Below are 22750 nucleotides of genomic sequence, written 5' to 3'. Positions count from 1 at the left end.
CTGCAATGTCTTGAATGTGCCGCTATCTTCGGTCATCTGGCCGTTAACGGTCCGGACGGGGCCCGGGGACTATACAAGAGCGATGATGATCAAACATTTTCTGACGATATGCGCTGCCGCAACAGTCGCTGCGGCGGGAACCTCGCTCGCGCAGGCCCAAAGCTATCCGGTCCAGCAGGCGCCGAGCTATGGCGCGCCGGCCGAATATCGGCCCGGCGACCGCGCGCCGAACTTCGACGCTATGGACGATGAAGACGATTCGATGCCGCAGGCGGCGCTGCCGCCGCCCGGCCCGGATCCGCGCTACTACGGTCGTCCAGCCGGCGCTCCCCCGGTGTATTCCGCCGCGCCGCCGCAGGGTCCGGTGATGTCGCCCGATGATCCCCGTTATGGCCGTCCCGCAGGCGCCCCCGTGTACTCGGCCGCGCCGCCGCAGGGTCCCGTGACGTCGCCCGACGATCCGCGCTACGGCCGCCCCGCCGGCCCGCCTGCGGTGATCTACGCCGATCGTCCGGGTCAGGCGCCCGGCAGTGACGGCCTGCGTCCGCCGGAGGCGGTCGGTGGTCCCGGCGCGACCGGAACGGTCCAGGCCGGTCAGCCGCCCGTTGGCGCCGACGGCCGGCCGATGGCGATCGCCTCGCTGCCGCCCGAAGAGCAGCCCGACGCCGCTCCGGCGCAGTTGCCGCAGAACCTGCGCCGTCAGGAGGTCTCGCTGGCGACCAAGGAGCCGGCCGGAACGCTCATTGTCGATACCCCGAACACCTATCTCTATTACGTGCTCGGCAATGGCCGTGCGATCCGCTACGGCGTTCGCGTCGGCCGCGACGGCTTCACCTGGACCGGCGTGCAGAAGATCACCCGCAAGGCCGAGTGGCCGGATTGGCATCCGCCGACTGAGATGATCGAGCGCCAGCCCTATCTGCCGCGCTTCATGGCCGGCGGTCCCGGCAATCCGCTCGGCGCCCGCGCCATGTATCTCGGCTCGACCGTCTACCGCATTCACGGAACCAACCAGCCCTCGACGATCGGCAAGTTCGTGTCCTCCGGCTGCATCGGCATGCTGAACGAGGACGTCTCCGACCTGTTCGATCGCGTCAAGGTCGGCACCCGCGTGGTGGTGATGCCGGGTGGTCCGCCGCCGGGAACTGCGACCGCATCCGCCGCGCCCGTGCCCGGCGCTGCCGGCCCCGCGCCGATGGCTGCGCAGGCCGGCCCGGTCGGAGGCACCCAGCCGACAGTGGTGCCGCCGCTGCCCGCGCCCGTCACCGTGCGCTGAACCGGCTTCGCAAGAATTGATCTGATGACGGCGCGTGATCTTCGGTCACGCGCCGTCGTCATTTGACCCATGCGCGCATGTCGCGCTTGCGCATGCTTGAACGGCTCCGCACCTCGATTACGTCCGGGAGGATTGCAACGAATTGAGGAGCACAGGATGCGCATCCTTGTTGCGGGCGCGACCGGCGCGGTCGGTCAGTATCTTGTTCCGGCGCTGGTCGCCGCGGGTCATTCGGTGATCGGCACGACACGGAGTGCGGCGAAAACAGAGCTTGTGCGGCGATTGGGTGCGGAGCCGGTCGTCGCCGACGGCCTCGATGCCGACAGTATGCGCGCTGCGGTGATTGCGGCAAAGCCCGACGCCGTCATCCACCAGATGACAGATCTCGCGGCTGCTACGGACCTCCGGCATTTCGATCGGGCTTTCAAGCGAACCAACGAGCTCCGCACCCGCGGAACCGACAATCTGCTCAACGCCGCACGCGAGGCCGGCGCTAGGCGCTTCATCGCGCAAAGCTTCTGCGGCTGGACCTTCAGTCGCGCCGGGGGAACGGTGAAGACCGAGACCGATGAGCTCGACCCGCATCCGCCGCGAGAGCTACGACGCACGCTTGAGGCAATCCGGTATCTGGAGCGAAGCGTCAGCGCTTCGACGAAGCCGGAGGGCATCGTGCTGCGCTATGGATTCTTCTATGGACCTGGCACCGGAACGCTCTCGCCGGCGATGATCGACCAGCTGCGTCACCGGCGTGTGCCAGTGATCGGCGATGGCGGCGGCACGTGGTCGTTCATTCACACCGAAGATGCCGCCTCTGCCACGCTTGCCGCGCTCGAACGCGGACGCGCCGGCAGCATCTACAATATCGTCGACGATCATCCGGCGCCGGTGAAGGATTGGTTGCCCGCGCTGGCCAAACTGCTTGGTGCGAAGCCGCCGCGTCACATTCCCGCCTGGCTCGGGCGCCTGCTTGCGGGCGAGCACATGGTTGCAATGATGACGGAGGTGCGCGGAGCATCCAACGGTAAGGCCAAGCGCGAGCTCGGCTGGCTGCCGGCGCATGCCTCCTGGCGCGGCGGCTTTGCCGATGCGGCACGGCAGCCCACCAGCCACCGCTCGGCGGCCTGAGGCTTCAGGCCAGCTTCCGCGGCAACTCGCTGTCCTTGGTGAAGGCGTCGATCGCCTCGACCATCTGGCCATAATGGATGCGCAAGCCATCCTCGGTGGCGTAGCCGAGATGCGGCGTCAGCACGAGATTGTCGAGCTTGCGGAAAGGATGGTCCGTCGGCAGCGGCTCGACCGAGAAGACGTCGATGCCGGCGCCTGCAATCCTCTTCTGCTGCAACGCCTCGAGCAGCGCCTGCTCGTCCACGATCGGCCCGCGCGCGGTGTTGACGAGGAAGGCCGTCGGCTTCATCCGCGCGAGATCGGCGGCCCCGACCAGCCCGCGCGAGCGCTCGCTCAGCACCACATGGATGCTGACGATATCGGCCTTGGCGAACAGCTCCTCCTTGGTGGCGTAGCCGACGCCGGCGTCCTTGCACTTCTCCGGGGTCAGGTTCGGGCTCCAGGCGATCACGTTCATTCCGAACGCCTTCGCAATGCCCGCCATCTTGCTGCCGAGCTTGCCGAGCCCGACGACGCCGAGCGTCAATCCCTCGATCTCGACGCCGGCAAAGGCCTGCCATGGCTCGCCCGCATGCATGCGCGCGTTCTCGCGGCCGATGCCGCGGGTCAGTTCCAGGATTAGGCCCATGGTGAGGGGCGCGGTCGGATCTCGTGAATATTGCGTGCCGCCGATGGTGACGCCGCGCGCCTTGGCGGCCTCCATGTCGATCGAGGCGTTGCGCATGCCTGAGGTCAGCAGCAGCTTCAGCTTCGGCAGGCTCTCGAAGAGGCTCTTGGGGAACGCGGTGCGTTCGCGCATCGCGCAGACGATCTCGAAATCGGCCAGCGCGCTCGCCGCGGCCTGCTCGGAGGCGAAGGGATGGCTGAACACGGTGACGTCGATGCGGTCGGACAGGCTTTGCCAATCGGCGACATCGAGGGCGAGGTTAAAATAGTCGTCGAGAATTGCACAGCGCAGCCGCGTCATCAGCGTTCTTCCATGGCGAGAGGTGGAACCAGGCCATGGTTGCGCGCAATCAGGACCGTGCGCAAGCCGTTCGCGTCTTCAAAAGTCCGACAGGTGGTGAGGCTCAGAGGTCGCGGGGCTTGAGCCGGATCGGCGCATTCATGCCGTGCTTGGCGCGCCAGGCGGGGCCGGGGCCGCGCATGTAATGCAGTTCGGGCCGGTAGGGGTTGAAAGCGGTGGCGAAGAAGCGCTTCCAGAAGCCCTTGATCTCCGAGGCGAACGCGGAGGCGCTGCCGGCTTCCGCCGGAACGGGAAGGGAATTGGTCTCGATCATGGCCATGACGCTGTCTCGCTGTGCTCCCGTTCATTCTGAGCGGGTGGCGCTGTTTCCGCGCGAAACCGAGCTTTGGCCTGATTTATTAAAAGATGGTTTCAATTGTCCGGATCGGCGGCGGGATGGTGTCCGTCCCGTATTCATCCGTGGTGAACGGAGGGAAAACATTGCCCTTTGGGGGCGGGATCGCTACATCGGCGGCAAGCAAATTTCCTCAAATCGAAGGTTTTCGGGACCGATGGCGCGCCAGTTCATCTATTTCATGCAGGGCCTGACCAAGAGCTACCCGACCCGGAAGGTGCTCGATAACATCCATCTGTCGTTCTACCCGGACGCCAAGATCGGCGTGCTCGGTGTCAACGGCTCGGGCAAGTCGACGCTGCTCAAGATCATGGCCGGCCTGGACAAGGAGTATAACGGCGAGGCCTGGGTCGCCCAGGGCGCCCGCGTCGGCTATCTCGAGCAGGAGCCGCATCTCGATCCGGCTCTCAGCGTGCGCGAGAACGTCATGCTGGGTGTCGCCAAGCAGAAGGCCATCCTCGATCGCTACAACGAACTGGCGATGAACTACTCCGAGGAGACCGCCGACGAGATGACCAAGCTGCAGGACGAGATCGAGGCCCAGGGCCTCTGGGATCTCGACAGCAAGGTCGACCAGGCCATGGACGCGCTGCGCTGTCCGCCCGACGATGCCGACGTGTCGAAACTCTCCGGCGGTGAGCGCCGCCGCGTCGCGCTATGCAAGCTGCTGCTCGATCAGCCCGAGCTCCTGCTGCTGGACGAACCGACCAACCATCTCGACGCGGAATCGGTGTCGTGGCTGGAAGGCCATCTGCGCAACTATCCCGGCGCGATCCTGATCGTCACCCATGACCGCTACTTCCTCGACAATGTCACGAGCTGGATTCTCGAGCTCGATCGCGGCAAGGGCATCCCTTACGAGGGCAATTACTCGTCCTGGCTGCAGCAGAAGCAGAAGCGGCTCGAGCAGGAGGGCCGCGAGGACGCTGCGCATCAGAAGACGCTGGCCCGCGAGCAGGAATGGATCGCATCCTCGCCGAAAGCCCGCCAGGCTAAATCCAAGGCGCGCTATCAGCGCTATGACGAACTGCTGAAACAGGCGAGCGAAAAGCAGACCCAGACCGCGCAGATCACGATTCCAGTGGCCGAGCGCCTGGGTCAGAACGTGGTCGACTTCGAAGGGCTCAGCAAGGGTTTCGGCGATCGCATGCTGATCGACGATCTCACTTTCAAGCTGCCGCCCGGCGGTATCGTCGGCGTGATCGGCGCCAACGGCGCCGGCAAGACCACGCTGTTCAGGATGATCACCAAGCAGGAACAGCCGGACAAGGGCACCATCACGGTCGGCGAGAGCGTTCATCTCGGTTACGTCGACCAGTCGCGCGACGCGCTCGACGGCAGCAAGAACGTGTGGGAGGAGATCTCCGGCGGCAACGAGCTGATCCTGCTCGGCAAGAGGGAAGTCAATTCGCGCGGCTATTGTTCGTCGTTCAACTTCAAGGGCGCCGACCAGCAAAAGAAAGTCGGCGCGCTCTCCGGCGGTGAACGCAACCGCGTGCACCTTGCGAAGATGCTGAAATCAGGCGCCAACGTTCTGCTGCTCGACGAGCCGACCAACGACCTCGACGTCGACACCTTGCGTGCGCTCGAAGAGGCGCTGGAGGATTTCGCCGGCTGCGCCGTCATCATCAGCCATGATCGCTGGTTCCTCGACCGCATCGCGACCCACATCCTGGCCTTCGAGGGCGACAGCCATGTCGAATGGTTCGAGGGCAACTTCCAGGACTACGAGAAGGACAAGATGCGCCGGCTCGGCCAGGACAGCATCATTCCGCATCGCGTGAAGTACAAGAAGCTGACGCGGTGATCTCAGCATGATGCGGCGGGTGCTCATAGCTGCGGTGATCGCTATCACCTGTGGCCTGTCGCCCGTCCGCGCCGCCGACGCCGCCTTCACCCAGTTCATCGCCTCGCAGTGGCCGGAGGCGGAGGCCGCCGGCGTGTCGCGCGCGACGTTCGAGCGAGAGACGCGCGGGCTCGAGCCTGATTACAAGCTGCCGGATCTCATTCTGCCGGGGCGCCCAGCGACCGGTGCGCCGTCGCAGGCCGAGTTCGTGCAGGTGCCGGCCGACTATGTCAGGGAAGCCTCGATCGCGCGGCTTGCGGGCGAGGGGCAGCGGCTGCTCCAAAAACATCGTCAGGCGCTGACCGAGATCGAGAAAAACTCCGGCGTGCCCGCCACCGTCATGCTGGCGATCTGGGGCCGCGAGACCGACTACGGCCGCTACACGCTGCCTTACGATCTCGTGCGCGTGCTGGCGACGCAGGCCTATGTCGGCCGCCGCAAGGACACCTATCGCAACGAGTTCATCCTCTCGCTGAAAATTCTCGGCGACGGCGTGGTGACACGCAAGGACATGCGCTCGTCCTGGGCCGGCGCGACCGGGCTCACGCAATTCCTGCCGTCCGAATATTACAAGCACGGCGTCGATTTCGACCGCGACGGCCGCATCGACATCTGGCATTCGGTGCCGGATGCGCTGGCCTCCGCCGCGCAGCAGCTCGTCAACAAGGGCTGGCAGAGCGGCGTGCGCTGGGCTTACGAGGTGCAGGCACCGGCCAAGGTCGATTGCACCGCCGGCGTGCCCGAGGTGACGAAGCCGATCGGCCAGTGGCTGCGCGAAGGCTTTGTGCCGGTGCGTGGACAAAAGCTCACTGCCGCCGAGCAGGCTCACCCGGCCTCGCTGTTGCAACCGGAAGGCATCTACGGCCCGTCCTTCCTGACCACAAAGAACTACTTCGTCATCAAGGAATACAATTTCTCCGATCTCTACGTGCTGTTCGTCGGCCATCTCGCCGACCGCATGACGAGCCCGCAACCGTTCGCGACGCCGTGGTCTGCCTCGAAGCAATTGCGAACCAAGGACGTCGAGGCGATGCAGCGCGGGCTCACGCGCGTCGGACTCTACAAGGATAAGATCGACGGCAAGGCCGGCATGCAGACGCGCGCTGCGCTGGGCGCCTACCAGAAGTCGGCAGGGCTCAAGGTCGATTGCTGGCCAAGCGAAGAGGTGCTGCGCTCAATCCAGGCGGCGCGATAGCTGCTGCAGGGCCAGCTAAAAGAAAAAGCCCGGCCGAGGTGCTCGGCCGGGCTTCGATCGCGGCGCTCATGAGCGCCGTGCGATCAGATCAGTAGCAAACGCGAACCGGGCGGACGGTCCAGCCGTAGCCGTCCCAGTAGCGCTGGCGCTGCCAGTAGCAGGGCGGGGGCGGCGGGCCGGGCTCGGCCACATAAACCGGTCCACCATAGGCGGGACGGCTCGATGCGATGGCGCCGCCGACGATCGCGCCGCCGATCAGGCCGGCTGCGATGCCGACGCCGACGCCGTCATGGGCCTGGGCGGACGGCGTGGCGGTCACCAGCGAACCGGCGATCGTCGCAACCGTGAGGGCGGCAACTAAAGTCTTCTTCATACGCTTAGCTCTCCTGAGAGATGGATGCTCCTTGTTAGGAGCGCCCGGGGTTCAAAGGTTCACGCAGACTCTGATGGATCTGGCCTTGCAGCTAGGAAGCGCGCAAATGGTCAATCCGCGGTAAACGCACACGGAGCTGTGACGAGAAAAAGCGGTCTTTTTCAGGCCCCTGGATGAACGGCGCATCCGGAATGAACCGGCCTGCGGCGACTTCAGCCACAGACTCTGGCGCGGCGGACGCGCCAGGCATAACCGTCCCAGAAGCGCTGCTTCTGCCAGACGCAGCCGTCGCCGTAATAGTCGTCGGCGACGTAGCCCGGGCCCGGTGCGTAGTAGCGCGGCGGATAGTAGCCCGGGCTATATCCCGGACCATATGCGTAGCCGGGGCCAGGGCCGGGCCCGTAATAGTACGGAGAGGCCAGCGCCCCACCGACAATGGCGCCGCCGATGATCCCCGCCGCCACGCCCGCGGCGACGCCGCGTTGCGCCTGGGCTGGTGTAGCGGCGCTAAGGGCCACAGCGGCGACGGCAGCGATTGCCAGGAGCGACTTCTTCATTGGCTGACCTTTCGAGCAAAACACGCGGGAACTCTTTGGCGGTAAAGTTCCATATTTCGATTGAATGATCAATGAACGGCACCGTTGCTGGGGACGACCAATTAGCATGGACCGCAGCTCAGCCAGGGGAGGGTGATGGTGGGCAACGCGATGATAAATGCATTGATCGCTGCCGGGATCGTCTCCGCGATCGGCTACGGCTGGATCACCCATCTCCAGAACCGCGGCCAGCGGCGCTCCCGCGCCGGGGCCAGCGGCAACAGCGGTGGCGACACCTCCACGGGCACCAGCGACGGCTTCTCGTTGGGGAGCTGGTTTTCCAGCGATAGTTCCGGCAGCCCGGCCGACAGCGGCAGCTGCTCCAGCAGCGATAGCGGCAGTAGTGGCGGAGATTGCGGGGGCGGCGGCGATGGTGGAGGCGGCGGGGGCGACTAGATCCGCCGCAATCTTGATCCAGCGCAAGGCCCTATTTTAGAGCCGTTCTAGGCTGTTCCGGGCTAGTTTGGAATAGCTTCAAATTCCGCTTTTTCCTTTTGCATCCGGCCGGCCCCTTAAATATCGATGATGGCGCATCACCAAAGGGCCTGCCGCTTCCATGATCGTTTGTTCCTGTAACGTGCTGAGCGATGACGACATCCGCGCCGCCGTCGCCGAGTCCGACGACGCTGTGCGCCATGCAAAGCAGGTTTATGGTTGTCTCGGCTGTAGCGCCGAATGCGGCCGCTGTGCTCGGACGATCAAGACCATTATCGACGAAGCGCTCGGCCCCTGTGCCTCGTCCTGCTGCTCCGGCTGCCCGCACAACCACACTGTGGCTGCCAATGACGAGACGGCTCAGCCGGCCGAGTTCGCCCTCGCGGCCTGCTGAAATCTTCCGCAACCCTGGCTGAGCTTTTCCCCGGCTGCGTCCCCGTAGCCGGTTGCTCCAGTCTTTAAACTCATTTAGAAGCGTTCTAAATTCGGTTTACGGCCGATTTGGACTGCAAGAGCTGGAGTGAACCATGCAGGGCGACGCAAAAGTTATCGACTATCTCAACAAGGCACTGCGTCACGAGCTGACTGCGATCAACCAGTATTGGCTGCACTACCGCTTCCTCGACAATTGGGGCCTGCGAGACATGTCCAAGGTCTGGCGCAAGGAGTCCATCGAGGAGATGGAGCACGCCGACAAGCTTACCGAGCGGATCCTGTTCTTCGACGGCTTCCCGAACATGCAGGTGCTCGATCCCTTGCGTATCGGCCAGAACGTCAAGGAGATCATCGAGTGCGATCTCGCCGCCGAGATGAGCGCGCGGGCGCTCTACCAGGAAGCGGCGACCTACTGCCACAGCGTCAAGGACTACGTCACGCGCGACCTGTTCGAGAAGCTGATGAGCGACGAGGAGCACCACATCGACTTCCTCGAGACCCAGCTCGACCTGATCGGCCGCATCGGCCTCGAACTCTACACCCAGAAGCACGTCGGTGGGCTCGAGGGCGAGGGACATTAGTTTGGCGCGTTAGCGCTGCCCACAATTCCGTGTCGGCCTGGTGCGCAATTGCGCACCAGGCCGGGACGACAGCCTGGACGCCAGCTACAACTGCGTCTTGTAGAGCTCTTCCACGATCTCCTGACTCTGCGGCTCACCAAGGCCGGTCTGCTCGTGGACCACCTCGACGATGCTCGGCATCACCGAGCGCGGCACCTTGTCAGATGACCACAGCTTCGAGCGCATGAGGGCCTTGCCGCAGTGGAAATAGACTTCGCTGACGGCGACGTTCAGCACCGCGCGCGGCGACTTGCCAAACTCAACCATCGAGGCGAGCAGGTCCGGATCGGCCGACAGCGTGCCGCGGCCGCCGACGCGCAGCGTCTCGTCGAATCCAGGGACGAAGAACAACAGATGCACGAAGCCCGAGCCCTCGACGACATTCCGGAAACTGTCGATCCGGTTGTTGCCGGAGCGATCGGGCATCAGTAGCTGGTTGGGGCCGGCGACATGGACGAAGCCGACGCCGCCGCCGCGTGGTGAGGCATCGACGCTGCCGTCCGCTCCCGATGTCGCGAGCACGCAGAACGGCGACATCTCGATGAATTTCTTCGCATGGGTGTCGATTGCGGGACGCGCTTTCGCGATCACGCGCGGGCTCGGCTGGGCATAGATGGTGGCGAGGTCTTCGGCGCAAAGATCAGTCACGAAGGTCTCCCTGATTGAATGCCCGAGAATATCATCTCCCGGCCCGATCGCTATCCCCCTTTGTCGCGCCGCCACGGCCAGTCGATCACGCCCGCGCAGTACAGGGCCCACCAGATCAGCATCGGCTGAAGCGCCAGCCGGGGCCCGTGGTAGAGCCAGCTGTTGGGGATGGGTGGAAGGTCGATGCCTTCCAGGGCATGCTTGATGTTGGCCGGCCACACGAAAAGTGCATAGAGCGCCAGCGCAACGCCCGCCCACCAGCGCAGCGGCTTCGTCACCAGCGCAATCGCGCCCGCGATCTCGCAGACGCCAGTGATGAGGATCAGTTGTGTTGCGAAGGGGACCCAGGCCGGCGTGATCGCAAGCAGCTTGTCGGGAACAAGGAGATGCGCGATGCCAGCCGCGATGTAAAACGCCGCCAGCACAAAGCGCATCACAGCGCGCGTTCTGTCGTTCGAAAAAGCCATCGGCCGACCTAGCACGCGCGGCGCCGAGGCGCTATCGCGCGCTACACCGCATCCGCCGGCACGAAGCAACTGATGATGATGGCGCCGCGGTGACGGACGTACCACACCACGGCGTGACCGACCGGATTGCCGCGGTCGCGGATGATGGCGCGCTCGGGCACCTCCATCCATTGTCCCTCGATCGGCACCCAATAGGCGCCACTGCGCACGTCGTACTCCGTGCGATGGCCGTCGGAGACGTCGCAGCAGGGCACGCCGTTCGGTGCGATCACGCTCTTGAACCAGGCGCGGACGTCGGGGGGGACGTGATCATATTGCCCGTTGTCGAACGCGAACGCGGCGCTCGTCAGCGCGGTCAGCCAAACGCACAGTACGAGCCTGTGCATGCGATCCTCCTCATCGCGTGTCGTGCCATACGCGTGATTGTCTCACGCGTCGATTCGTACATCGATGCGATTAAGCCCGAGCCGCCGGCGTAATGCATGCTCAAATAATATGCGGGGTAGACGGCCGGTGATGCGATGCAAAATCAGCGGCGCGCAGATTCGATCGTTTGCTGCGGCGCGGCTTGCAGCAATTGCTGGACCTGCTCGCTGTAGAATTTTGCGTTTCCGGTGGTGCCGTGGCCGCGCGTTTGGGTGCTGGCGGGGATGAGATACAGTTTGCCGTTCTTGACCCGCGTCATCGCAGCGTCCGTGATGCCGGTCTCCGGCGGGTTACGCTCGTCGTCGGCGGAATTGATCAGCAGCAGAGACGCTTCGATCGCCTCCAGCTTCTCGCCGGCATTGTAGTCATGCGAGGACTCCCACTGGTAGACGAAGTCGTTGGCATCTGCCGTGATCGGCATGGCCAGCCGCTCGTCGACGATCTTGTCGGCCTTGGCCGCCGTCGGCGCCTGCGATTGATAGGCCAGCGTTCCGCCGATGCTCGCGATGCCGTAGGCGGTGATCGCGTATTTCATCATGCGCGGCTGGCTGGTGTAATTGCCGCCATTGTAGTCGGGATCGCTGCGGATGGTGTCGAGCATGATCCGCCGCAGCATCCAGTTGCGGGACGCCATCTCGGTCGGCTGCGAGGCCATCGGGATCAGCGCGTCCATCGCCTTCGGATATTTCTCGCCCCATAGCCAGGTGTGCATGCCGCCCATCGAATTGCCGATGACGAGCCGCAGGTGCTTGACCCCGAGCCCTTCCGTGACCAGGCGATACTGGGCTTCGACCATGTCGTCGTAATTGTATTTCGGGAAGCTCGTCTTCATCCCGTCGGACGGCTTTGACGATTTGCCATGGCCGACATTGTCGGGAATGATGATGTAGTATTTGGAGGCATCGAGTGGCTGTCCCGCGCCGAACAGCTCGCCGGCAAACGCTGATGACAGCATGCTCGCGCCCGAGCCGCCGGTGCCGTGCAGCACCAGGACCGGCTGGCCGCTGGGCTCACCCACGGTGGTGTAGTGCAGCTTCAGCTCCGGCATGGTCTCGCCGGTGTGGAACTTGAAATCCCTGACGACCCAGTCGCCCTGTTTCGGCGCCGGATAATCGGCCGCCCATGCGGCTGTCGAGATGGCCGACAACGAGACGGACAACAGGATGGCTGACAGTGCCGCGCAAGAAGCTTTCATGTTTATTCCCCCGTGCGGCTCTGGTCGGCGGCCGCGTTGCGGCGGAACTTAGCAGAACTGCCCGGGAGGATGTAGGATTTCGTTTTCGCCGGTCGTCCTTGAGGGAAAGGTCAGGAGAGACTGCATGTGCCGCAACATCAAGACGCTGTTCAACTTCGAGCCGGAAGCGACGGAGGACGAGATCCACGCCAGCGCACTCCAGTTCGTTCGCAAACTGTCCGGCTTCAACAAGCCGTCGCAGGCCAACGAGGCGGCCTTCGATCGTGCGGTGGCGGAGGTCTCGGAGGCTGCGCGAAGACTGCTGACGTCGCTGCACACCCATGCCCCGGCACGCGACCGTGAGGTCGAGGCGGAAAAGGCGAAGGAACGTTCGCAGCTGCGCTTCGGTTAGGCGGCTCGCGCGTCCGTTCCGTGACTTGGCTCACGGTGAAAGCGGTCTCAACGCGCGATGATGTTCGCCGGGCTTTTGACACCCCGGAGCACGACCATGAGCCGCCCCCTTCTTCCGCTGAAAGCAGGTGCCATCGTTTTCACGCTGCTGTGGACTGCGTGGATGACGTGGTGGAGCGGCTCGTTCTCGAGCGCGAACGTCGTGATCCTGGCCTTGTGCGGCGCAGCGGTCGGCTATCTGTGGTACCGCGCCATGCGCTGGCAGTTCGAGCGCATGGGCATGCTGCCGCGACGCGAGAACGGGACGAAATAGATTCGTCTGTCAGTCCTTGCCGTGCTTCTTCTTTTTCTTCTTTTTCCTGTGATCACCTTCGCTGTCCTCGTCCTCGTCACCGAGGGGCGCATCGTCGGTCTCCTGCACGGCTGCCTCGAGCGCCTCGCGCTCGGCGGCTTCATGCTCGCGCTGGCGGCGGCGCTCGTCCCAGGCGTCGAACAGCTGATCGAGCCAGGGCAGCACCTGCTCGATTGACGGCAATGGGCCGGGCGGGCCGGGCTCGCCGCGCGGACCTTGCGGCCCCGCCGGCCCTTGCGGTCCGACAGGTCCCTGTGCACCAGCCGCGCCGCGCGGTCCGGCTTCGCCCTGCTTGCCTTGCGGACCGGGCTTGCCCAGCGGTCCGGCCTTCCCGACCGGACCCGCCTTGCCCTGCGGACCCGGCTTGCCGCGCGCGCCATCCGGCCCGCGCTTGCCCGGATGACCCTGCGGTCCCGGCCGCCCCGGTTCGCCCTGCCGTCCGCGCGGTCCCTGAGGTCCCTGCCGTTTTTGTTCGTCTGCCACGCCGCTGCTCCCTTGACCGGAAGCAAGCTAATTAGCGGCGTTTGACGACAGCAGCAATTCCGCCCGGGCTCGCGCCTGAGCATGATCAACACCAATCGGCGGCACTTCGCGCGCTAGTCGTGATAGGCGGGGACTTCGATGCCGGAGGCGGCATAGAGCCTGATCTTGTTGCGCAGCGTGCGCACCGAGAGGCCGAGCACGCGCGAGGCGCGCGTGCGATTGCCGTCGCAGCGGGCGAGCGTCTGCAGCACGAGCTCACGCTCGACCTCGTCGACGGTCGCGCCGATCAGCAGCGGAACGATCTGGTTCGGTGAAAGGACATACGCGCCCGGTTCGGACGCAGCGACATGAACAGTGGTCATCGACACACTCCCCGATCAACGCCCGCTTCCGTTTTTGGAAGCGGATCGAGAACAAACGACCCCCAAGCCGTAAATCTACGGTGGGCGGGTTTGGTTAACGAAAGGTTAACCGCGGGGCGATCGCACCAATTGACCTTGGGAATGCCGCCGCACCGCCGCGATTGGCACGGACTGCATATTTCTGCGAGCATATTCCGCATTACAAAGCAGGCATCATCCCGCTTACACCGTCCGGTATCCGCCATCCACCATCACGATCGTTCCCGTGACGTAGGCCGACATGTCCGACGCAAGGAAGATCGCTGGACCCACGATGTCCTCGGGCTTGCCGGTGCGCGCCAGCGGGGTGTGATCGACGAAGGCCTGCACCAGCGCCGGATTGGTCGCCCGCACATTGGCGTTGATGTTGGTCTCGATGAAGCCCGGCCCGATCGCATTGACGCGCACGCCCTCCTTGCCGAGCTCGACCGCGAGCGCCTTGGTGAAGCCGAGCACGCCGTGTTTCGAAGTGGTGTAGGCCGCCGAGCTCGGCGTGCGCAGATGCACGAAGGACTGGATCGAGCCGATATTGACGATGCGGCCCTTGGCTGCGCGCAACGGGCTGAGGAACGCCTGCGTCATGTTGAAGACGCCGTTGAGGTTGAGCGCGATGATGTCGTTCCAGTCCTTTGCCACTGTCTCCGGCTCGGCGGTGAAGGCGTTGCGGCGGGTAATGCCGGCATTGTTGACGAGGATCGAGACCTGTCCGACCTTGTCGGCGACCTGCTTGGCGAGCGCGAAGCAGTCGTCGCGTTTGGTCACGTCGAGCGCAAAGCTCTCGGCCTTGCCCCCGGACTTGCGGATGCCCTCGGCGGCTTCCGCGACCGTGTCGGCGTTGACGTCGAGCAGCACCACCTGCGCGCCCTCGCGGGCGTAGCCGGTCGCGATGGCCCGCCCGATGCCCGAACCGGCGCCCGTGACGATCGCAATGTGGTTTGCGAGCAATGCCATGACAATTTCCTCCCGATTTCTTTTCGAAGTTTCATGAAAGGCTAACTCGAAATTAAGGGGTCGGAAACGGCGGCCTTGGCATACTGGTCTCGATTGGTAAACGTTGCGCGCATGATGGAACGGCTTGAATCCTGGAAACTGGCACTCGAACGCCTGCGGTCGGCGGACGGCGCCGATTGGGCCGAGGCGGGGCGGCTGGTGGCCGAGATCGCGCGGATGAGCACCGATACCATGCTGCGTCAGGCTGCCGAGCAGGCGCTTCCTGTGCTGCGCCAGGCCGTGGACAATGACGATCACAGCGTCACGCTGGCGGCCCGCCGCCGTCTCGGCGTGGTGCTCGATGTCGTTCACGACCTGACCGCGCCGCGCTTCGGCCGCCGCAATGCTGCGCCGAAAAAATTGTCCAGCGAGGATCGCGCCCGCAAGGTGCTCGGCCTGCCGCTCGCGGTGCAGCTCACCTGCGAGGACATCAACCAGGCCTATCGCCGCGCGGCCAAGGGCATGCACCCCGACCACGGCGGCAGCGCGCAAGCCTTCATCGACCTCGCCGCCGCGCGCGATATCCTGATCCATCCCCGCGCCTACAAGGACGCGTGAGGGCTCAGCTCTTGTTCACGCAGCTCGGATAGGGCGCGGCTTCACCTGCTACGATCGGGCAGAGCTCGATCGGGCTGAGCGCGCGCAAACGCGCCTGCCAGCGGTCGTCGTTCACCGGCGGCTCGTCGGTTTCGGGGCCGCGCTCGGCCCACTGGATTGTGTAGTAGTCGGTCGTGCCCTTGAGCGTGACCAGGAGTGCGGTCTCGCTGTGCCGGGTCGGGCCCCTATCCACGCGGCCGCAGCCGATCACGGCGACGAAAGCTTCGAAGCGGCCGAACGTGGTGGCGCCGAGCGGCCTTGCCGCGAAGCTGTCGGGGCAGGCGGATTTGAAACCGCCCGCGATGGAGCCCGCGAACTTCTCCGGCGATGACCCTGGAGTGAGCGTCATGCCCTTCTCGCCGGTCACGGTGATCATCTCGGTCCAGCGTTCAGGCGTCTCGCCCCTCAGCACGGCCTCGCGGATGTAGTGGCCGCCCGTGGTGTTCTCGAACACCACGGAAAAATTCGAAGGCATCGCGAAGCTGACCAACTGGCCGAACACCGGCGAGATCACGCGGAAGGATTGCGGGGCCTGCGCGTGCGCCGTTGCAGCGAGCAGGAGCGATGCGGCGAGAATGGTTGCTGTCGCCGGTGCGCGCATCGATGGCTCCAAAGCCGCGAGGTGGAAAAAACGAGCGGGCAAAAACAAGCAGGCAACGATGCTGGCATCGCATCCCTGCCCGGATCTTGTCGTCCGCCGATCGGACGTGATGCGCCTCCCGACAATGATGGGGAGGGATGGCGCGGGACGCTTGGGGGCGCGCCCCGAACAAGATGTGAGTAGGTCCGCCAACCGGCCAGGTTCAAAGCGCGTGCGCGGAATTGCGTGATTTCGCCCGGAAAGCCAGTTGTCCGTCCAAAAAGAAAAGGACGGACCGCTCGCGCGATCCGCCCCTTCAAATCCGATCTGTCGCGTCACGCCTAGAGCGTGCAGCGGCGTTCCGCGCGCAGCTTGATCTGGAGCTCCGAGGCGGCCGTGAAGGTCGGGAGCGGTTTGCTGACGACCTTGTAGGTCGACACGCCCCACTGGAACGGCTTGTACTTCAGGTCCTCGTTCCAGACCTGGCAGATGCCGGTGTTGTCCCAGCGGATCACGTAATAGCCGACCGCGGCAGAGGCCGGCACGGCGAACACGGAGGTGGCGATGCCGGCAACGGCACAGAGGGCGAGAACGCGACGCATGAAATATCTCCTGATGGGAACGTGAGACGGAAACTGGTGCGGCAAAATGGTGCGGCTGGCAAGCGGGGCGGCGACCGTTCACGGACATGTCAGCCGTTCGTCGGCTGTTCGAATGACCCTTATGCCTTGACTGTCGCCTGACTATCACACGTCACCCCTTCGCCAGCGACGCCACCGCCTCGATCTCGATCAGCATCTTCGGATCGGGCAGCGCGTGGACCACGCAGGTGGTGCGGGCGGGGTAGGGCGGCGGGCCGAAGGCGCCGGCGTAGAGTGCGTTCATGGCGGCGACGTCGGAGGCGCGGGTCAGCAGCACGTTGACCTTGACGAGATCGCGGATCTCGGCGCCGGCCTCCGCCAGCACGCGCTTGATGTTGACGACGACATTGGCGAACTGCGCCTCGAAGCCTTCGGGCAGCGCGCCGCTCGCGTCGAAGCCCGGAATGCCGGAGACGAACAGGAGATCGCCGGCGCGCGTGGCAAAGGACAGCGGCGGCGCCTTGACGTGCGGCGGGGGCGCGAAATGCTGGATCGGCATGAGGTCACCTCGAATGGACGGCTGGGAGCGCAAGCCTAGCGGCAGCTCGGGGCGCCTCCAACAAAAAACGCGAAAACAACCCTATGCACAGTAGGCATCCGGCGGAAATCATTGATGTTTCTTTTTGACTTCGGGAAAAGCAAAATAATTGTTGCTCCGTCGGGCAAAACAGGGGCAGAATGGCATGATGGCGGGTAAGCGTCTTGTCGCGCCAAACTCCGCCGTCATGCACCGGCTCGACCGGGGCATCCAGTACGCCGCGGCTTCTCGGTTCACCATCGCCCTCTCTTGAATACTGGATCGCCCGGTTAAACCGGGCGATGACAGTTGAATGCGCTGCTGCACCTCGCGCCTCAATGCCGCCCCCATCATGTTGCCGCCGCGATGCATCGGATACATTCGCTGCGTCTGATTCGTTTCCCTCCTTGAAGAATAGCCCCCGGAGACCCCTCATGAAGTTCGCATCCACCCTTCGCGCCGCGCTGGTCGGCATCGCCGCGCTTGCCGGCCTCTCGACCTCGGCGCTGGCCGACGGCGGCACGGTGGTGCTGACGATCTACAAGGCGGGCTGGATCATCGGCGGCTCCGGCGGCTCGGGCGTGCTGAACTTCCGCGGTCGCGCCTATTCACTCTCGACCGGTGGTCTCGATTACGGTCTCGTCTTCGGCGGCTCCAAGACCGTGCTGCGCGGCCGCGTCTCCAACATCAACCGGCCCTCCGACATCGCCGGCGTCTACGGCGCCGCCGGTGCGGGCATCGCGGTGGGCCGCGGCGCGCGTGCGATCGTGCTCACCAATCAGAAGGGCGCCGTGCTCGAGCTGTCCGGCACGCAGGTCGGCCTGATGGCGAATGCGGATCTCAGCGGGCTCGCGATCACGATGCGGTAGGGCGAGTGCCGGAGGACTCGGTGCCGTAGGGTGGGCAAAGGCGCGCAAGCGCCGTGCCCACCACGGTGTCAGCGGCATACGAAAAGTTGGTGGGCGCGCGTCGCTTTGCCCACCCTACGAGACCTGCGGCCTAGGCGCTCACCATCGCATGTACCCGCTCGCAATGCGCGACGAGGTTTGCATGCGCGTCGACGAAGGCCTTCAGCGGCGTCGGGATCGGGAAGTAATAGATGTTGGCGATGAAGCCGTAGATGCCGGCATCGATGCTAGCAGGCGTCGCGCCGTGGACAAAGCCGCCTGCCGGCACGATCTCCGCCAGCACCTGCAGATCGGCGAGCCCCCGCGCATAGGCCTGCTCGGGCGTGTAGCGGCCGATGCCCTGGAAATGATAGCGCTGCGCATTATACGCTTTCGCCTTCTCGAACCCGGCCGCGTCGATCTGCTTGTGCTGCGCAATGAAGGCGTCGCGAAACGCGGGATAATAGCGTTCGTCCTTCCAGCGCGAATACGACATCACCCAATAGAGATCGTCGAGCATGCGCGTGACGAAGTGGTTGATGCGGCGCTGCTCCGCTGAAAGCCCCGCGTCGATAGTCAGGCGGTATTTCGCGGTCGCGTGCGCGATGATGGTCTCGCTGTCGCCGATCGTCTCGCCGTCATCCACGATATAGGGCAGCTGCCCGCGCGGCGCGGCGGAGGCATCGAACACATGCTCATGCAGGAACGGGACGCAAGCGAGCTTCAGGAAGGCATAGACCTTGAGGCCGTAGCCGTTATTGTCGGCGACGCCGAACAGGTCTGGATAGGAATAGAGGGTCAGCATGGGACACGCTCCTCAAGCTGAAGTCGTATCGCCGCAGTGACGCCCTTGCAACAGTCTCGCGCTTTGTGCGCCGCCTCCTTCGATCGGAGGACGATAGATGTCGCCCGTTCGCAGTATGGAATCGCTCGACATTCCTGCAGCGATCCAAGGCCCGACATGCGACATTCATCGACCCGCCGAGTGATTGCCGCCCTGTGCTGTGGCACGGTATTTTTGGCCGGACTGGCTCTCGTAGCACCGTCGAAGGCCGCAGACATCGTGCCGGGACCGTACACGAAAGCGCCGCCGCTCGTGGCCTCGTCATGGACCGGCTTCTACGCCGGGCTCGGTCTCGGCTTTCGATCGACCAGTGCCGATCTCACCACCACATCGGTGCTGCAAGACGGCGTTGCCCGCGACCTGACGCGAGCCGTGCTCACCCAGCCGTTCGACGGCACCGGCTTTCGCGTCAATCCCTATGCCGGCGTCAACTGGCAGGTCGCACCCAGCTGGGTCGTCGGCGTCGAAGGCGATATCGGCTTCGGTGACAAGACCACGGCACTCCCCGGGTTTCGCGCCTCGCCCCGGGCCGGCTCGTCCACCTTTGGGGTCGACAGCCTGTCGGTCAAAGCGGGCTGGGATGCGACCTTGCGCGGCCGCGCCGGCTATCTGCTGACGCCGGCGACGCTGATCTATGCCACCGGCGGCCTCGCCTGGCAGCACTATGACGTCTCCCTGGTCTGCGTCAGCGCCAGCTGTGCCAGCAACGGCCTCGCACCCAAGCTGATCTCGAAGTCCGCAACCAGTACCGGCTGGACGTTGGGTGCCGGCATTGAGACCGCGCTTTGGGGCAACTGGCTCGTGCGCGCCGAATATCGCTACGCGGATTTCGGCGCCGCGCCGTTCAATTTCACGCGCACGGCGACCGCAGGCCCGGCGCTCACGGTCGACAATTTCGACGCGAGCTTGCGGACCCACTCCGCAAGCGTCGGCCTCGCCTGGAAGTTCGGCGAGCCCGTCATCGGCGGCCGTTCGGATCCGCTGGCCGCGCAGGCCGCGATCCTGCCGTCCTGGACCGGCGCGTATGTGGGCTTGGGCCTGGGTGCGCGCGCCACGCGCACCGATCTCATCACGACGTCGGAATCGCGTGCCGGCTTCCCCGAGGATCTGACGCGGCGCGCCACCATTCGCCCGATGGACAACACCGCGTTCCGCGCCAACCCCTATGCCGGCTATCTCTGGCAGTTCGCCCCGCAATGGGCCGCGGGCGTCGAAGGCGATTTTGGTTTTGCCGACAGCACCACCACGCGCGAAGGCTTCACCACCATATCGCTCGCCGACTCCCAGTCGCGCGGCGAGAGCCTGGCCATTCGCACCAAATGGGACGCCAGCCTGCGGGGCCGGCTCGGCTATCTCGTGATACCGCGGACACTGCTCTACGCGACCGGCGGCGTGGCCTGGCAGAACTACGAGCTGACCTCGACCTGCGTCAGCGTCGTCTGCGGCCTTTTCGGGTTGACGCCGGCGATCATCACCGGGTCGACCACAAAAGCAGGGTGGACGGCCGGCGGCGGCATCGAAACCGCGCTCTTCGGCCACTGGCTGGCACGCGCCGAATATCGTTATGCCGACTACGGCAGTTCGTCCTTCACTGTCGCCAGATCCGCCACCGACGCCGGGCGCAATCCGTCCGCCAGCACCTACGACGTCGCGATGCGGACGCATCTGGCGACGTTCGGGGTGACGTATCGGTTTGATTGAGAAGAGCGACAGCCGCTTGCTGTGATCCCGCGGCGCTGGTTTGGCCCCGACAACGCCGCCCGAAATCGCTACACTCTGCATCCTGGTGACGTCAGCAGGATGGGATCCCATGGCGAGAGAATTGGAAGGCAAGGTGGCGGCCGTGACCGGGGCCGCGTCGGGCATCGGATTGGCCAGCACCGAGGCGATGCTGGCCGCGGGCGCGCGCGTGGTGATGGTCGACCGCGACGCCGCGGCGCTGAAGGCGCTCTGCGACAAGCACGGTGACGCAGTGATCCCGCTGCTCGTCGACCTGCTCGACCCAAAAGACTGCGCAACGCTGCTGCCGCGCGTTCTGGAACAGGCCGGCCAGCTCGACATCCTGCATGCGAATGCCGGCACGTATGTCGGTGGCGATCTGGTCGATGCCGACACCATGGCGATCGACCGGATGCTGAACCTGAATGTCAACGTCGTGATGAAGAACGTGCACGATGTGCTGCCGCACATGATCGTGCGCGGGACCGGCGATATCATCGTCACGAGCTCGCTTGCGGCGCATTTTCCGACGCCGTGGGAGCCGGTCTATGCGTCGTCCAAATGGGCGGTCAACTGCTTCGTCCAGACGGTGCGGCGCCAGGTCTTCAAGCACGGCATCCGCGTTGGATCGATCTCGCCCGGGCCCGTCATCAGCGCCCTGCTGGCGGATTGGCCACCGGAGAAGCTGAAGGAAGCCAGGGACTCGGGAAGCCTGCTGGAGGCCAGCGACGTGGCTGAGGTCGTGATGTTCATGCTGACGCGGCCGCGCGGCATGACCATTCGTGATGTGGTCATGCTGCCGACCAATTTCGATCTTTAGGGCCCTAACGGTCCTGCGAACCCTTCGATGCGGCGGTGAATATCGCCAATTGCGCGTCGAAAGCGCGCCTGAACGCCGGCCGCGCTTCGCCGCGGGCGACGTAGGCGGCGATTTCTGGATATTCATCCAGCAGGCCTGACGCGTTCAACCGGCGCAGCACCGTCACCATCATGAGATCGCCGGCGCTGAACGCGCCTTCGAGCCAGTCGGCATCGCCGAGGCGGCGGGACAGTTCGCCGAGCCTGACACGAACGCGATCCCTGAGCATCGGCAGCCGCTCCGCGTACCAGCTCTTGTCGCGCTCGAACAGCATGGCCATCCCGAGCTCGATGATCGGCGGCTCCAGCGTGCTCAGCGCGGCAAACATCCACGCGATCGCGCGGGCGCGGGAGTGCGGCCCCGTCGGCAGCAGCCCGTTATGGCGGTCGGCGATATGGAGCACGATCGCGCCGGACTCGAACAGGGTGAGGTCGCCGTCCTCATAGGTCGGAATCTGCCCGAATGGATGCAGGGCGAGATGGGTGGGTTCTTTCATCGCTGTGAACGAGACGAGGCGAACGTTGTAAGGCTGGCCGATCTCTTCCAGCGCCCAGCGCACCCGCATGTCGCGCGCCTGTCCCTTGCCGCGGTCGGGAGAGTTTGCGAAGGCGGTGATGGTGGGGGGCATCGGGAGGGCTCCGGGGTTGATCGCGTTTTGCGTTCGGAGGACGAATGGAATGAGTGGATTCCGACAGGTTAATGGGTTTTCGTGGACCCCGTAGCCCGCATGAGCGATAGCGATATGCGGGGCAGCTGCCGGCCCCGGATGTCGCTGTCGCTCATCTGGGCTACAAGAAAATCCCGCCGCCACTGTCGGATCGTTGCCTCCTGCCTCGTCCTTGGAACATCGGCGCGCCGCCGCGCGTCCGCCCGAGGCAAGAGGATTTCCATTCATGACCTCCATCACGCCGTTTCTCTGGTTCGACAACAACGTGCCGGAGGCCGTCGCCTTCTACAAATCGGTGTTTCCCAATGCCAAGGTTGAGACCGTCAGCGACTTCATGGCGGCGTTCGAGCTCGAAGGCCAGCGCTTCAACGCGCTCAACGGCGGCCCGCAATACAAGTTCAACGAGGCGGTGTCGTTCTTCATCAGCGTGGAGACGCAGGCGGAAGTCGATTATTTCTGGGACAGGCTCACCGCCGACGGCGGCGAGGAATCCCGCTGCGGCTGGCTCAAGGACAAGTTCGGGCTATCCTGGCAGGTGATCCCATCAGCGCTCGGCCGCTACCTCGGCGATCCCGACCGCAGCAAGGCGAACCGCGTCATGCAGGCGATGATGCAGATGAGAAAGATCGTGATTGTGGATCTGGACAGGGCGTATGCGGGGTGAACTTGTCGCGGGATGCGTTGCCAAATCGGCGGTGTCGTCCCGGCGAAGGCCGGGACCCATACCGCGGAATCCATCGGTTGCGGACGCTCGCTGTACCGGACCTCGAGTCTCCGCCAAACCCCACCCGGGGGTTGTGGGGCCCCGCCGTAGCCGGGACGACC

Annotated in this window: 30 protein-coding genes; 14 read left to right on the top strand and 16 right to left on the bottom strand. The window is 64.8% G+C overall.

Annotated elements, in window-relative coordinates; all coding sequences use genetic code 11:
• Positions 1–85 precede the first annotated feature (85 nt).
• The gene (locus AC0L27_RS22935; RefSeq protein WP_275169686.1) at positions 86–1276 is read left to right on the top strand and encodes a L,D-transpeptidase family protein; all 1191 of its coding nucleotides are present in this window, start codon (positions 86–88) and stop codon (positions 1274–1276) included.
• A gap of 156 nt (positions 1277–1432) precedes the next feature.
• Entirely contained in the window at positions 1433–2401 is a 969-nt protein-coding gene (locus AC0L27_RS22930; protein ID WP_473320460.1) for an NAD-dependent epimerase/dehydratase family protein, read from the top strand.
• 4 nt (positions 2402–2405) lie between these two features.
• Here the strand turns inward: AC0L27_RS22930 and AC0L27_RS22925 are convergent, their stop codons facing one another.
• Entirely contained in the window at positions 2406–3368 is a 963-nt protein-coding gene (locus AC0L27_RS22925) for a D-2-hydroxyacid dehydrogenase family protein (protein ID WP_354205175.1), read from the bottom strand.
• Between the two features lie 103 nt (positions 3369–3471).
• Positions 3472–3687, bottom strand: a complete 216-nt coding sequence (locus AC0L27_RS22920) for a hypothetical protein (protein WP_275169192.1) — start codon at positions 3685–3687, stop codon at positions 3472–3474.
• A 232-nt stretch (positions 3688–3919) separates the two neighbouring features.
• On the opposite strand from AC0L27_RS22920, the gene ettA reads away from it, so the two are divergent.
• Both ettA and AC0L27_RS22910 read left to right on the top strand, forming a co-directional pair.
• Positions 3920–5569 carry an energy-dependent translational throttle protein EttA gene (gene ettA / locus AC0L27_RS22915; protein ID WP_027519709.1) on the top strand — a complete coding sequence of 550 codons (1650 nt, stop codon included), beginning with the start codon at positions 3920–3922 and terminating at the stop codon, positions 5567–5569.
• Positions 5570–5576: 7 nt separating this feature from the next.
• Positions 5577–6803 carry a lytic murein transglycosylase gene (locus tag AC0L27_RS22910; protein ID WP_275169191.1) on the top strand — a complete coding sequence of 409 codons (1227 nt, stop codon included), beginning with the start codon at positions 5577–5579 and terminating at the stop codon, positions 6801–6803.
• 88 nt (positions 6804–6891) lie between these two features.
• Here AC0L27_RS22910 and AC0L27_RS22905 read toward each other — a convergent pair whose 3' ends face one another.
• Together AC0L27_RS22905 and AC0L27_RS22900 are read right to left on the bottom strand one after the other, a co-directional pair.
• The gene (locus AC0L27_RS22905) at positions 6892–7176 is read right to left on the bottom strand and encodes a hypothetical protein (RefSeq protein ID WP_007613695.1); all 285 of its coding nucleotides are present in this window, start codon (positions 7174–7176) and stop codon (positions 6892–6894) included.
• 212 nt (positions 7177–7388) lie between these two features.
• Complete coding sequence (locus tag AC0L27_RS22900; protein WP_275169189.1) at positions 7389–7733, bottom strand: hypothetical protein; 345 nt, start codon at positions 7731–7733, stop codon at positions 7389–7391.
• 135 nt (positions 7734–7868) lie between these two features.
• Between AC0L27_RS22900 and AC0L27_RS22895 the strand changes: the two genes are divergently transcribed.
• The 3 genes from AC0L27_RS22895 (at position 7869) to bfr (ending at position 9223) form a co-directional block, all read left to right on the top strand.
• Positions 7869–8168: a hypothetical protein gene (locus tag AC0L27_RS22895; RefSeq protein WP_275169187.1), complete on the top strand. Its 300-nt coding sequence runs from the start codon at positions 7869–7871 to the stop codon at positions 8166–8168.
• A gap of 160 nt (positions 8169–8328) precedes the next feature.
• Positions 8329–8601, top strand: a complete 273-nt coding sequence (locus AC0L27_RS22890; protein ID WP_027570626.1) for a (2Fe-2S)-binding protein — start codon at positions 8329–8331, stop codon at positions 8599–8601.
• 133 nt (positions 8602–8734) lie between these two features.
• Positions 8735–9223 (top strand): bacterioferritin, encoded by a 489-nt coding sequence (gene bfr / locus AC0L27_RS22885; protein WP_007600720.1) that lies wholly within the window; start codon positions 8735–8737, stop codon positions 9221–9223.
• A gap of 84 nt (positions 9224–9307) precedes the next feature.
• On the opposite strand, the gene AC0L27_RS22880 is transcribed toward bfr, so the two are convergent.
• The 4 genes from AC0L27_RS22880 to AC0L27_RS22865 form a co-directional block, all read right to left on the bottom strand.
• Positions 9308–9910, bottom strand: a complete 603-nt coding sequence (locus AC0L27_RS22880) for an MSMEG_1061 family FMN-dependent PPOX-type flavoprotein (protein WP_354205179.1) — start codon at positions 9908–9910, stop codon at positions 9308–9310.
• Between the two features lie 50 nt (positions 9911–9960).
• Positions 9961–10377, bottom strand: coding sequence for a DoxX family protein (locus AC0L27_RS22875; protein WP_354205181.1), 417 nt, complete (start codon positions 10375–10377; stop codon positions 9961–9963).
• A 41-nt stretch (positions 10378–10418) separates the two neighbouring features.
• Positions 10419–10763 (bottom strand): hypothetical protein, encoded by a 345-nt coding sequence (locus tag AC0L27_RS22870; RefSeq protein ID WP_354205183.1) that lies wholly within the window; start codon positions 10761–10763, stop codon positions 10419–10421.
• Positions 10764–10906: 143 nt separating this feature from the next.
• The gene (locus AC0L27_RS22865; RefSeq protein WP_354205185.1) at positions 10907–11998 is read right to left on the bottom strand and encodes an alpha/beta fold hydrolase; all 1092 of its coding nucleotides are present in this window, start codon (positions 11996–11998) and stop codon (positions 10907–10909) included.
• A 124-nt stretch (positions 11999–12122) separates the two neighbouring features.
• Here AC0L27_RS22865 and AC0L27_RS22860 point away from each other — a divergent pair, with 124 nt between their 5' ends.
• Together AC0L27_RS22860 and AC0L27_RS22855 are read left to right on the top strand one after the other, a co-directional pair.
• Positions 12123–12389, top strand: a complete 267-nt coding sequence (locus AC0L27_RS22860) for a DUF2277 domain-containing protein (protein ID WP_354205187.1) — start codon at positions 12123–12125, stop codon at positions 12387–12389.
• Positions 12390–12485: 96 nt separating this feature from the next.
• Positions 12486–12701 carry a hypothetical protein gene (locus AC0L27_RS22855; RefSeq protein ID WP_018454140.1) on the top strand — a complete coding sequence of 72 codons (216 nt, stop codon included), beginning with the start codon at positions 12486–12488 and terminating at the stop codon, positions 12699–12701.
• A gap of 9 nt (positions 12702–12710) precedes the next feature.
• Here AC0L27_RS22855 and AC0L27_RS22850 read toward each other — a convergent pair whose 3' ends face one another.
• The 3 genes from AC0L27_RS22850 to AC0L27_RS22840 all read right to left on the bottom strand — a co-directional run bounded on the left by AC0L27_RS22850 (position 12711) and on the right by AC0L27_RS22840 (position 14575).
• The gene (locus AC0L27_RS22850) at positions 12711–13223 is read right to left on the bottom strand and encodes a collagen-like protein (protein WP_354205189.1); all 513 of its coding nucleotides are present in this window, start codon (positions 13221–13223) and stop codon (positions 12711–12713) included.
• 113 nt (positions 13224–13336) lie between these two features.
• Positions 13337–13585 carry a helix-turn-helix domain-containing protein gene (locus AC0L27_RS22845; protein ID WP_018454141.1) on the bottom strand — a complete coding sequence of 83 codons (249 nt, stop codon included), beginning with the start codon at positions 13583–13585 and terminating at the stop codon, positions 13337–13339.
• A 222-nt stretch (positions 13586–13807) separates the two neighbouring features.
• Positions 13808–14575 (bottom strand): SDR family NAD(P)-dependent oxidoreductase, encoded by a 768-nt coding sequence (locus AC0L27_RS22840; RefSeq protein ID WP_354205192.1) that lies wholly within the window; start codon positions 14573–14575, stop codon positions 13808–13810.
• A 111-nt stretch (positions 14576–14686) separates the two neighbouring features.
• Between AC0L27_RS22840 and AC0L27_RS22835 the strand changes: the two genes are divergently transcribed.
• On the top strand, positions 14687–15172 hold the full coding sequence (locus AC0L27_RS22835) for a J domain-containing protein (RefSeq protein WP_354205194.1): 486 nt from the start codon (positions 14687–14689) through the stop codon (positions 15170–15172).
• Positions 15173–15176: 4 nt separating this feature from the next.
• Here AC0L27_RS22835 and AC0L27_RS22830 read toward each other — a convergent pair whose 3' ends face one another.
• From AC0L27_RS22830 to AC0L27_RS22820, 3 genes are all read right to left on the bottom strand, one after another.
• Entirely contained in the window at positions 15177–15812 is a 636-nt protein-coding gene (locus AC0L27_RS22830; RefSeq protein ID WP_354205196.1) for a hypothetical protein, read from the bottom strand.
• Positions 15813–16132: 320 nt separating this feature from the next.
• Positions 16133–16393: a hypothetical protein gene (locus tag AC0L27_RS22825; RefSeq protein ID WP_007613673.1), complete on the bottom strand. Its 261-nt coding sequence runs from the start codon at positions 16391–16393 to the stop codon at positions 16133–16135.
• Positions 16394–16544: 151 nt separating this feature from the next.
• On the bottom strand, positions 16545–16931 hold the full coding sequence (locus AC0L27_RS22820) for a RidA family protein (protein ID WP_275169169.1): 387 nt from the start codon (positions 16929–16931) through the stop codon (positions 16545–16547).
• A gap of 452 nt (positions 16932–17383) precedes the next feature.
• Here AC0L27_RS22820 and AC0L27_RS22815 point away from each other — a divergent pair, with 452 nt between their 5' ends.
• Positions 17384–17818 carry a hypothetical protein gene (locus tag AC0L27_RS22815; RefSeq protein WP_027519692.1) on the top strand — a complete coding sequence of 145 codons (435 nt, stop codon included), beginning with the start codon at positions 17384–17386 and terminating at the stop codon, positions 17816–17818.
• Positions 17819–17948: 130 nt separating this feature from the next.
• On the opposite strand, the gene AC0L27_RS22810 is transcribed toward AC0L27_RS22815, so the two are convergent.
• Positions 17949–18641: a glutathione S-transferase family protein gene (locus AC0L27_RS22810; protein WP_354205199.1), complete on the bottom strand. Its 693-nt coding sequence runs from the start codon at positions 18639–18641 to the stop codon at positions 17949–17951.
• Between the two features lie 258 nt (positions 18642–18899).
• Here AC0L27_RS22810 and AC0L27_RS22805 point away from each other — a divergent pair, with 258 nt between their 5' ends.
• Positions 18900–20381: an outer membrane protein gene (locus AC0L27_RS22805; protein ID WP_354256102.1), complete on the top strand. Its 1482-nt coding sequence runs from the start codon at positions 18900–18902 to the stop codon at positions 20379–20381.
• Positions 20382–20490: 109 nt separating this feature from the next.
• The gene (locus AC0L27_RS22800; RefSeq protein WP_354205201.1) at positions 20491–21219 is read left to right on the top strand and encodes an SDR family oxidoreductase; all 729 of its coding nucleotides are present in this window, start codon (positions 20491–20493) and stop codon (positions 21217–21219) included.
• A gap of 4 nt (positions 21220–21223) precedes the next feature.
• Here the strand turns inward: AC0L27_RS22800 and AC0L27_RS22795 are convergent, their stop codons facing one another.
• Positions 21224–21886, bottom strand: coding sequence for a glutathione S-transferase family protein (locus AC0L27_RS22795; RefSeq protein WP_354205202.1), 663 nt, complete (start codon positions 21884–21886; stop codon positions 21224–21226).
• 265 nt (positions 21887–22151) lie between these two features.
• On the opposite strand from AC0L27_RS22795, the gene AC0L27_RS22790 reads away from it, so the two are divergent.
• Positions 22152–22589: a VOC family protein gene (locus AC0L27_RS22790; RefSeq protein WP_354205204.1), complete on the top strand. Its 438-nt coding sequence runs from the start codon at positions 22152–22154 to the stop codon at positions 22587–22589.
• Positions 22590–22750 lie beyond the last annotated feature (161 nt).

It is taken from the genome of Bradyrhizobium sp. Ken51, from assembly GCF_055807435.1.
The sequence above is the reverse complement of the archived record's forward strand: the minus strand, read 5'-3'. Positions and strand labels throughout refer to the sequence as shown.

Excerpts from the sequence above, each read along its gene's own strand:
- AC0L27_RS22935 (WP_275169686.1), top strand. The coding sequence starts at position 86 with ATGATCAAACATTTTCTGACGATATGCGCTGCCGCAACAGTCGCTGCG.
- AC0L27_RS22930 (WP_473320460.1), top strand. The coding sequence starts at position 1,433 with ATGCGCATCCTTGTTGCGGGCGCGACCGGCGCGGTCGGTCAGTATCTT.
- AC0L27_RS22925 (WP_354205175.1), bottom strand. The coding sequence starts at position 3,368 with ATGACGCGGCTGCGCTGTGCAATTCTCGACGACTATTTTAACCTCGCC.
- AC0L27_RS22920 (WP_275169192.1), bottom strand. The coding sequence starts at position 3,687 with ATGGCCATGATCGAGACCAATTCCCTTCCCGTTCCGGCGGAAGCCGGC.
- ettA (WP_027519709.1), top strand. The coding sequence starts at position 3,920 with ATGGCGCGCCAGTTCATCTATTTCATGCAGGGCCTGACCAAGAGCTAC.
- AC0L27_RS22910 (WP_275169191.1), top strand. The coding sequence starts at position 5,577 with ATGATGCGGCGGGTGCTCATAGCTGCGGTGATCGCTATCACCTGTGGC.
- AC0L27_RS22905 (WP_007613695.1), bottom strand. The coding sequence starts at position 7,176 with ATGAAGAAGACTTTAGTTGCCGCCCTCACGGTTGCGACGATCGCCGGT.
- AC0L27_RS22900 (WP_275169189.1), bottom strand. The coding sequence starts at position 7,733 with ATGAAGAAGTCGCTCCTGGCAATCGCTGCCGTCGCCGCTGTGGCCCTT.
- AC0L27_RS22895 (WP_275169187.1), top strand. The coding sequence starts at position 7,869 with ATGGTGGGCAACGCGATGATAAATGCATTGATCGCTGCCGGGATCGTC.
- AC0L27_RS22890 (WP_027570626.1), top strand. The coding sequence starts at position 8,329 with ATGATCGTTTGTTCCTGTAACGTGCTGAGCGATGACGACATCCGCGCC.
- bfr (WP_007600720.1), top strand. The coding sequence starts at position 8,735 with ATGCAGGGCGACGCAAAAGTTATCGACTATCTCAACAAGGCACTGCGT.
- AC0L27_RS22875 (WP_354205181.1), bottom strand. The coding sequence starts at position 10,377 with ATGGCTTTTTCGAACGACAGAACGCGCGCTGTGATGCGCTTTGTGCTG.
- AC0L27_RS22870 (WP_354205183.1), bottom strand. The coding sequence starts at position 10,763 with ATGCACAGGCTCGTACTGTGCGTTTGGCTGACCGCGCTGACGAGCGCC.
- AC0L27_RS22865 (WP_354205185.1), bottom strand. The coding sequence starts at position 11,998 with ATGAAAGCTTCTTGCGCGGCACTGTCAGCCATCCTGTTGTCCGTCTCG.
- AC0L27_RS22860 (WP_354205187.1), top strand. The coding sequence starts at position 12,123 with ATGTGCCGCAACATCAAGACGCTGTTCAACTTCGAGCCGGAAGCGACG.
- AC0L27_RS22855 (WP_018454140.1), top strand. The coding sequence starts at position 12,486 with ATGAGCCGCCCCCTTCTTCCGCTGAAAGCAGGTGCCATCGTTTTCACG.
- AC0L27_RS22845 (WP_018454141.1), bottom strand. The coding sequence starts at position 13,585 with ATGACCACTGTTCATGTCGCTGCGTCCGAACCGGGCGCGTATGTCCTT.
- AC0L27_RS22840 (WP_354205192.1), bottom strand. The coding sequence starts at position 14,575 with ATGGCATTGCTCGCAAACCACATTGCGATCGTCACGGGCGCCGGTTCG.
- AC0L27_RS22835 (WP_354205194.1), top strand. The coding sequence starts at position 14,687 with ATGATGGAACGGCTTGAATCCTGGAAACTGGCACTCGAACGCCTGCGG.
- AC0L27_RS22830 (WP_354205196.1), bottom strand. The coding sequence starts at position 15,812 with ATGCGCGCACCGGCGACAGCAACCATTCTCGCCGCATCGCTCCTGCTC.
- AC0L27_RS22825 (WP_007613673.1), bottom strand. The coding sequence starts at position 16,393 with ATGCGTCGCGTTCTCGCCCTCTGTGCCGTTGCCGGCATCGCCACCTCC.
- AC0L27_RS22820 (WP_275169169.1), bottom strand. The coding sequence starts at position 16,931 with ATGCCGATCCAGCATTTCGCGCCCCCGCCGCACGTCAAGGCGCCGCCG.
- AC0L27_RS22815 (WP_027519692.1), top strand. The coding sequence starts at position 17,384 with ATGAAGTTCGCATCCACCCTTCGCGCCGCGCTGGTCGGCATCGCCGCG.
- AC0L27_RS22810 (WP_354205199.1), bottom strand. The coding sequence starts at position 18,641 with ATGCTGACCCTCTATTCCTATCCAGACCTGTTCGGCGTCGCCGACAAT.
- AC0L27_RS22800 (WP_354205201.1), top strand. The coding sequence starts at position 20,491 with ATGGCGAGAGAATTGGAAGGCAAGGTGGCGGCCGTGACCGGGGCCGCG.
- AC0L27_RS22795 (WP_354205202.1), bottom strand. The coding sequence starts at position 21,886 with ATGCCCCCCACCATCACCGCCTTCGCAAACTCTCCCGACCGCGGCAAG.
- AC0L27_RS22790 (WP_354205204.1), top strand. The coding sequence starts at position 22,152 with ATGACCTCCATCACGCCGTTTCTCTGGTTCGACAACAACGTGCCGGAG.